Source organism: Robiginitalea sp. (genome assembly GCF_049588695.1).
GTDB lineage: Bacteria > Bacteroidota > Bacteroidia > Flavobacteriales > Flavobacteriaceae > Robiginitalea.
This window is the reverse complement of record NZ_JBAVZJ010000100.1, coordinates 1-8,454: the sequence shown is the minus strand read 5'-3', so window position 1 is coordinate 8,454 and position 8,454 is coordinate 1. Positions and strand designations below refer to the sequence as shown.

The 8,454-nt window shown below is 51.3% G+C and carries 5 protein-coding genes; 1 reads left to right on the top strand and 4 read right to left on the bottom strand.

Going from position 1 to position 8,454, the window contains the following annotated elements:
• The 4 genes from WBV75_RS02155 to WBV75_RS02140 form a co-directional block, all read right to left on the bottom strand.
• A partial coding sequence (locus WBV75_RS02155) for an LptE family protein (protein WP_424119013.1) occupies positions 1 to 460 on the bottom strand: 460 nt, incomplete at its 3' end.
• Positions 461 to 471: 11 nt separating this feature from the next.
• A complete protein-coding gene (locus WBV75_RS02150) occupies positions 472 to 1,743 on the bottom strand; it encodes a sigma-54 interaction domain-containing protein (protein ID WP_424119012.1) in 1,272 nt (423 codons plus the stop codon).
• Complete coding sequence (gene miaB, locus WBV75_RS02145) at positions 1,744 to 3,192, bottom strand: tRNA (N6-isopentenyl adenosine(37)-C2)-methylthiotransferase MiaB (RefSeq protein ID WP_424119011.1); 1,449 nt, start codon at positions 3,190 to 3,192, stop codon at positions 1,744 to 1,746.
• A gap of 106 nt (positions 3,193 to 3,298) precedes the next feature.
• Positions 3,299 to 6,442, bottom strand: coding sequence for a WD40/YVTN/BNR-like repeat-containing protein (locus tag WBV75_RS02140; RefSeq protein WP_424119010.1), 3,144 nt, complete (start codon positions 6,440 to 6,442; stop codon positions 3,299 to 3,301).
• Between the two features lie 213 nt (positions 6,443 to 6,655).
• Here WBV75_RS02140 and topA point away from each other — a divergent pair.
• Positions 6,656 to 8,454: type I DNA topoisomerase (topA, locus tag WBV75_RS02135; RefSeq protein WP_424119009.1), on the top strand; the 1,799-nt coding region annotated here is incomplete at its 3' end.

Below are 8,454 nucleotides of genomic sequence, written 5' to 3'. Positions count from 1 at the left end.
CATCCCGGACAGAGACCAACTGGGCACTTCCCGGGTAATCGTAGAAGAAAGAGAAACGCTGTTCAAAATTCGTATCCTCCTTAGTGTTGTTGTAGAAGCGGACATTGACCGTGATAGTCAGCCGGTTTTGAGCGGCTCGTTGTTCCGCCGTAGCCGTCATGGGGGAGACCCGGTACTCGACTATTTCCCCTTCGTAAAGCAGGTCGCCATTGGAAGAAACCAGATCGAGACTGGTTTGATTGAGGATCAGATCCTGCAGGGAGAGGGTGAAATCCCGATCCAGGCCGGGGTCAAAAACGGATCCCGGACTCTGGGAGGCGTAGTTCTGAAAGTAATTCACCTGAAAAGTCTGGGCGTCCCCTACATCCCCACCTGTAAAGTTATAGGCCCCGCACCCTGGCAGTACGGCAAAGGCTGACAGCATAAAAAGCATACGGAAAAATGAGTTGGGCGCGCGCATAGTTCAGGGCTTTAGAGGTCGTATTGTTTGATTTTACGATAGAGGGTGCGTTCTGAAATACCGAGTTCTGCAGCTGCCGCTTTGCGTTTCCCTTTGTTCAGCTCCAGGGATTTGGCAATCAGTTCGATTTCTTTTTGTTGGAGCGAAAGGGTTTCCTCTTCCTCGATTTCTTCGGCAAAATGGTATTTATCCCCGGCTGGCCTGGAAGCCGCCGGACCGGTTATTTCAACTTCTGTGCGGGCAGGGGGGAGGACTGCAATGGCAGATTTTTCTTCGGATTCATCCCCGTTCTGACCGTATATTTTCTGTATGAGTTGCTCATTTTCCTCTTGTACCTGTTGGGAATTGTCGTGTTTGAGTAATTCCAGGGTCAGCTTTTTCAGATCGTTCAGATCCGATTTCATGTCGAAGAGTACTTTGTAGAGGATTTCGCGTTCATTGCTGAAATCTCCCCCCTTGCGTCCTGCGTCTACTACGGCAGGCAGGTTGGCCGAAGCTGCATTCGAAGGTAGGTAGGCCCTTAACTCTGAAGCTGTGATATTTCGTTCCTTTTCCAGGACTGAAATCTGTTCGGCTACATTTCGGAGCTGCCGTATATTTCCCGGCCAGCGGTACTGCATGAGCAGGTTGCGGGCGGCTTCGTCCAGGCGTATTGTGGGCATCTGGTACTTCTGGGCAAAATCAGAGGCAAATTTGCGAAACAACAGGTGGATGTCTTCGTCCCGATCCCGCAGGGGTGGCAGGTGGATTTCTACAGTGCTGAGGCGGTAGTAAAGGTCCTCCCGAAATTTTCCGTCCCGTATGGCTTCCTGCATGTTCTGATTGGTCGCGGCCACGATCCGGACGTCTGTTTTCTGGACCCTGGAGGATCCCACCTTCAGGAATTCCCCGTTTTCCAGCACGCGCAACAGACGCACCTGTGTGGTCAGGGGCAGCTCCCCCACCTCATCGAGGAAAATTGTTCCCCCGTCTGCTTCTTCAAAATAGCCACTCCGGGTTTGGGTAGCTCCGGTAAACGCCCCTTTTTCATGCCCGAAGAGTTCGCTGTCTATGGTCCCCTCGGGGATGGCACCGCAGTTTACCGCTATATATTTATTGTGTTTCCGATGCGATAAGGCGTGGATGATTTTGGGAATAGATTCTTTTCCCACGCCGCTTTCTCCTGTAACAAGCACTGAGATATCGGTAGCGGCAACCTGAATGGCCTTTTCCAGGGCGCGATTCAGGTGTACATCGTTCCCGATGATTTCAAATCGTTGCTTGATGCTTTGGAGGTTGCTCATTTATAGGTTGTTTTCGGAATAGGCTACGGCATGCCCAAGCAGGGTGGCTGAGGTACACCGCTCTATCTTTACATTTACGAATTCCCCTTTTTTATAATGCCCTTTTGGAAAGACCACTACGGTGTTTTGGGAATTCCTTCCCATCCAGTGGGCCTCAGATTTTTTGGAGTCCCCTTCGATAAGGACTTCTGTGGTCTGCCCGATATAATTTTGATTCCTGTACAGGCTGTGCTGTTGTTGCAATCCTATAATCTCAGTAAGGCGCCTTTTCTTAACCGCTTCAGGCACGTCGTCCTCCAGCTTTCGGGCGGCCAGGGTTCCCGGGCGCTCCGAATAGGCGAACATAAAACCGAAGTCGTACTTGACATACTCCATCAGGGAAAGGGTCTGCTGATGGTCCGCTTCCGTCTCCCCCGGGAATCCGGTAATCATATCGTGGCTGATCCCGCAATTGGGGATGCGCTGACGGATACCTTTAATGAGGTCAAAATACTCCTCCCGGGTATGCAGGCGATTCATCGCCTTTAAAACTGTGTCGCTTCCACTCTGAACCGGCAGATGGATATAGTTGCAGATATTGGGGTGTTTGGCCATGGTGTCTATAACATCCAGGGTCATGTCCTGCGGGTTGGAGGTCGAAAAACGTATCCGCATTCCCGGCTGGGCTTTGGCTACGCTGTCCAAAAGGCCGGCAAAATTTACTGCCGTGGCTTGTTGCATGGGACTGGCGTTCGCAAAGTCTTTTTTCAGTCCGCCCCCGTACCATAAATAGCTGTCCACATTCTGCCCGAGCAATGTAACTTCCCTGTAACCCTGTTGCCATAAATCAGAGACCTCTGCTAAAATGGACTGCGGATCGCGGCTTCGCTCCCGGCCCCGGGTAAACGGGACTACGCAAAAGGTGCACATATTGTCGCAGCCGCGGGTAATAGATACAAAGGCGGTTACCCCGTTACTTCCCAAACGCACCGGAGCCACATCGCCATAGGTCTCTTCCTTAGACAGGATGACGTTAACGGCCTGCTGTCCGCTTTCAACTTCCCGCACCAGATTGGGGAGGTCTTTATAGGCATCCGGCCCCACAACCATATCTACGATTTTTTCTTCTTCCAGCAGTTTGTGCTTTAGGCGCTCTGCCATACAGCCCAGCACACCCACTTTAAGACCGGGGTTTACCCTTCGGGCTGCATTGAATTTTTCCAGTCTTTTTCGAACGGTCAGTTCAGCCTTTTCCCGGATCGAACACGTATTGACAAGGATCAGGTCCGCCTCTTCCATCTGTTGGGTGGTGTTGAAGCCTTCACCTGTAAGAATGGAAGCCACGATCTCGCTGTCAGAAAAATTCATCTGACACCCGTAGCTCTCTATATACAGTTTGCGGGTATTCTTTTCGGTACCTTTAAGATTCAGTGCCGTCCCCTGCAGTTCCTCCTTGAGTAACTTCTCCATAGTACAATGCCTTTCTGTTCCCTTGGAAAGGGCAACAAAGATAAGGCATTATAAGATTCTGACAATTTGACAGACAAAAAAATCCCTCCGAATTCCCGGGACCCTGTCAGTCCTCCCATTCCAGCAAGCGTACCTGTCCGTCTTTTACGACGTCGTTAATCCCCTGAATCTCTCCATCGACCAGGCGATCCAGTGCCTGCAGCTCTGTATCCAGTTCGGCTCGTACTTCGCGAAAGAATTCCCGGGACTGATCCGTCGGGGGATAATCCCCCCTTTGGGAATCTGCCATCAGGAAAGCCAGGCGGTTGTTGATGCGAATCCCGTAATTCAGCGGATCCTGCCTACTTTGATTTTTGGTCATATGGATGTTGTTCTCGATTGTGGAGAGTTCGGTTTCGAATTTTTCAATTCGGGCGGTCAGCTCGGGGTTGTCCCTGGATTTATCTTTCAAATAGTCCAGATCTGTCTGCAGCTGGCGGATTTTCGCCACTGCCCCGTTGGCTTTAGACACTTCATCGCGCACTGCACTGAGGAATTCGAATTGCGCCTGATAGTCGGCATCTGAATTCGGGAGCCTGGGGTCTTTCAGTACCTCTAGTGGCACTTCCTGGGTTGATCCGTTGTACGTCAGGCGAACCGAGTATGTGCCGGGTACGGCTTTGGGACCCCTGTTGGGAGAGGAATACAGGACCATACCTTCAAAACTCCGGAACCCGGGATATCTCAGGTCCCAGACAAAGCGGTTGCTTCCCGTCCGGACCTCAAGGGGTTTTACTGCCGAAGGGTCGTGTTCGGATTTCTCAGCACTGTTCGAATACCCTTGTACAATTTGTCCTTTGGAATCCAGCACCTCCAGGGTGACGGCATCCCCGGGTTTCAAATCCTTTATATTATAATGTATAAGCGCCCCGTTGGGATGGTTAACACCTTCCCTCTTGAGGTCCGGGCTTCCCCATCCGGATTGTTGCATACGGTAGGCACCATCCGGCTTAAAGAGATGAAAGGTGCTTCCACTAACAGCATCGTTGAGCTGCTGCAGGGGCGTCAGGTCGTCGATCATCCAGAAACTCCTGCCGTGCGTAGCGGCAATCAGGTCGTTGTCCCTTACATGCAGATCCCGTATTGCAGTAACCGGCAGATTTAACTGGAAAGACTTCCAGTTTTTACCGTCGTCAAAGGAGATATACATACCCCATTCCGTCCCGGCATAAAGGAGTCCTTTCCGGGTTTTGTCTGACCGGATAGCCCGGGCGTAGTAATTCGCTGGGATGCCATTCGTGATCAGGTTCCAGGTTTTCCCGTAATCCCGGGTCCGGTACAGGTAGGGGGTATAGTCCCCGAATTTGTAAGCTGTCGCCGCCACATAGGCCGTACCTTTGTCAAACGGACTGGGCTCGATACAATTGATCATATTGAGTTTGGGAGAAAGTCCTTCGGGTGGGGTGATGTTCTCCCAGGTTGCCCCATTATCCCTGGTAATGTGGATCAGGCCATCATCGCTTCCTACCCAGATCACACCCGCTTCCAATGGAGATTCTGCAATGGCGAAAAGGTTGGAATAAAATTCTGCTCCCGTGTTGTCCTGCGTGATAGGCCCTCCGGAGGATTCTATAGTTTCAGGTAACCCCCTGGTGAGATCCGGGGAGATCACCTCCCAGGACTGCCCTTCATTTTCAGTGATATGTAGAAAATTAGAGCCGGCGTAAAGCCTTTTGGGGTTGTGTATGGAAAAGCCAATCGGGAAATTCCAGTTGAAGCGGTATTTCATGACTTCGGCCCCGGAACCTGCGGGGTTGTCCGGCCATACATTTACGGATCGCGTTTGGTCCACGGTATGGTCTGTACGCATCATGTACCCTTTATATGTACCCCCATAGACGATGTCGCTGTTCAGGGGGTCCGGAGCCAGGTGGGCACTTTCACCTCCTGCGGTGGCTTCCCAGTCCCTTTCCCCAATAGCGTTACCCGAAGTGCGGTGCAGAATCCGCACCGTGGAATTATCTTGTTGGGCCCCATAAATCCGATAGGGAAAGTGCGTATCTGTCGTTACCCGGTAAAACTGGGCCGTCGGTTGGTTGTGATACGTACTCCAGTTGGTCCCCCCGTCGTTGGATACCTGTGCCCCCCCGTCGTCAGCGATTATCATTCGCTGGTTGTTCTGCGGATCGATCCAGAGGTCGTGATGGTCTCCATGTGGGGCGTTTTTGAGTTCAAAGGTTTTACCCCCGTCCCTGGAGACGCCGTAACTCACATTCATTACATATACGATGTCTTCGTTCTGGGTATCTGCATAAATCCGGCTGTAGTACCATGCCCGCTGCCTGAGGGCCCTGTTCTGATTGATTCGTTTCCAGGTTTTTCCGCCGTTTTCAGAGCGGTATACGCCTCCGTCATCGGCTTCGATTATCGCCCAAACCCTATTTGAATTCTGGGGGGATACAGCTATGCCCACAATACCCCAGGGAAATCCTGGTAAACCCGAAGACTCCGAAATATCGATCCAGGTCGTTCCTGCATCTGTGCTTTTAAACATGCGGCTGTCAGGGCCTCCGCTATCCATGCGGTACCCATTTCTTTTCATTTCCCAGGTAGAAGCGTAGAGAATTCTCGGATTATTGGGATCCATAATGAGGTCCCCGGCCCCAGCTTTTTCACTGACGTATAAGACTTTTTCCCATTGTTTTCCGCCATCGGTACTCCGGTATACCCCGCGGGTTTCATTGGGAATCCAAAGATTTCCTATAGCCGCTACATAGACGATATCCGGATTTGTCGGGTGGATTCGAATCCGGGCAATGTGTTCGGACCCTTTAAGTCCGATAAATTCCCAGGTTTTGCCGGCATCCATACTTTTCCAAAGACCGTTGCCCGAGGAAACATTTCCCCTCAGGGTTTGTTCTCCCTCCCCCACATAAATGACATTCGGATCGGATTCTGAAACTGCAATCGCCCCGATGGAGCCCCCGAAAAAACCATCTGAGATACATTCCCAACTGCTTCCCGCATCCTCGGTTTTCCAGACACCTCCTCCGGCCGTTCCCATATAATAAAGGTTAGGGTTGCCGACCACCCCGCTGGCCGTTCCGGCGCGCCCGCCCCGGAAAGGTCCGACCAGTCGCCAGTTTACAGCACTGTAGAGGGACTCGTCATAACCGACCCCCCCGGCCGCCTTTTTTTTCCGTTGGGCGTCTGTGGTGTGTACAGTGAAACAAAGGATTATCAGAAGTAACAGATAGGGAGGGGTTCTCATATTTGTATTTTTTCAGACCTCAAAATACATATTATTTCTTGGTAATCCCCATGGAACCCCGGGTGAAATCCCGCCCGGTACTCCCGTGTCGAAAATGAGGTATTCTGTTCATGCCAATGGGAGAACCCCGAATGAGAATGCAACAGGACAAATGAGGGCCCCGATACAGAAATCAGAAAATTGCCCTACTTTTGTTAACCAAAATCCTCAAGCATGGCCAAAAATTTGGTAATTGTAGAGTCTCCTGCAAAGGCAAAGACCATTGAAAAGTTCCTCGGTAAGGACTTTAAGGTGACTTCCAGTTTTGGTCATATAGCTGATTTACCCTCCCGGGAACTCGGGGTGGATGTGGATAACGACTTCGTTCCGAAGTACGTCGTGGATAAAGAAAAGAAGGCCCTTGTTAAGAAATTAAAGGATCTGGCTTCCAAAGCTGAATTGATCTGGCTGGCCAGTGATGAAGACCGGGAAGGTGAGGCCATCTCCTGGCATTTGGCCGAAACGCTAAAACTGGATTCAGACCGCACCCGCCGGATCGTTTTTAATTCGATAACCAAATCGGCTATACAGAAAGCCATTGAGAATCCGAGGAGTATCGACTACAATCTGGTCAATGCACAACAGGCACGCCGGATTTTAGATCGTCTGGTAGGATATGAACTCTCCCCTGTGCTCTGGAAAAAAATCAAACCCGGCCTCTCGGCGGGTAGGGTGCAATCGGTGGCGGTACGGCTGATCGTAGAGCGGGAACGTGAAATCGAGGCGTTCACACCCGAAAGCAGCTTTCGTCTCGTCGCTGAATTCCGCACGGAAGACAATGCTGTTTTTACAGCCCGACTGGGAAAAACCTACCCTGACGCCGCTGCCGCCCGCGCCTTTTTAAAAGATTTGCAGGATGCCGGCTTTAAGGTGTCCTCCCTGGACACAAAACCGGCCACCAAATCGCCTTCACCGCCGTTTACCACCTCTACCCTCCAGCAGGAAGCTTCGCGGAAGCTGTATTTTTCAGTTTCCAGGACCATGCAGGTAGCCCAACGCCTCTACGAAGCCGGACTCATTACATATATGAGGACGGACAGCGTGAATCTTTCGGGAGAAGCCATTGCAGCCGCTAAGGACGCGATTGTCGATAATTATGGCGAGTCCTATAGTAAGATTCGGAAGTTTAGCTCTAAATCCAAAGGGGCCCAGGAAGCGCATGAGGCCATTCGCCCTACGGATATGAGCCTGCAAAGCCCGAATCTGGAACGCGACCAGTCCCGCCTTTATGAACTTATCTGGAAACGGACCCTGGCCAGTCAGATGAGCGACGCCCGCCTGGAACGAACCCAGGTTGGTATTGCCAACGACAGGAATGATGCGCAATTCAGCGCCAAAGGTGAAGTCATAAAGTTTGACGGATTCTTAAAAGTCTACATGGAAGGCAAGGATGAGGAGGATACAGAAGATCAGGACGGATTGCTCCCGGCTCTGGCTACAGGACAGGTCCTGTTGGCCAATTATATTACAGCCACCCAGCGGTTTTCCCGCCCCCCGTACCGATATACAGAGGCTTCTTTGGTCAAGAAACTAGAGGAACTCGGCATTGGCCGCCCCTCCACCTATGCCCCTACAATTTCTACCATTCAGAATCGGGGATATGTGGAAAAGGGGACGATAGAGGGAAGTCCAAGAGCCTACCAACAAGTAGTGCTGGAGTCCGGGGTGCTTACGGAAAAAACACTGTCTGAAACTGTAGGCTCGGATAAAGGGAAGCTGGTTCCCACAGATATCGGGATGATCGTCAACGATTTTCTGGTGACGAATTTCGCCAATATTCTGGATTATAATTTTACGGCTAAGGTCGAAAAGGACTTTGATGGTATCGCAACGGGTGAGGAAGACTGGAAAAAGATCCTAAAAGACTTTTATAAGGATTTCCATCCCAATGTCGCTGAGGTTGAAGAGCATGCCGAAAGGGCGAGCGGAGAACGCGTTCTCGGAGAGGATCCTAAGACAGGACGCCAGGTTGC

Coding starts and splice junctions, on each gene's coding strand:
- WBV75_RS02150 (WP_424119012.1), bottom strand. CDS start 1,743: ATGAGCAACCTCCAAAGCATCAAGCAACGATTTGAAATCATCGGGAAC.
- miaB (WP_424119011.1), bottom strand. CDS start 3,192: ATGGAGAAGTTACTCAAGGAGGAACTGCAGGGGACGGCACTGAATCTT.
- WBV75_RS02140 (WP_424119010.1), bottom strand. CDS start 6,442: ATGAGAACCCCTCCCTATCTGTTACTTCTGATAATCCTTTGTTTCACT.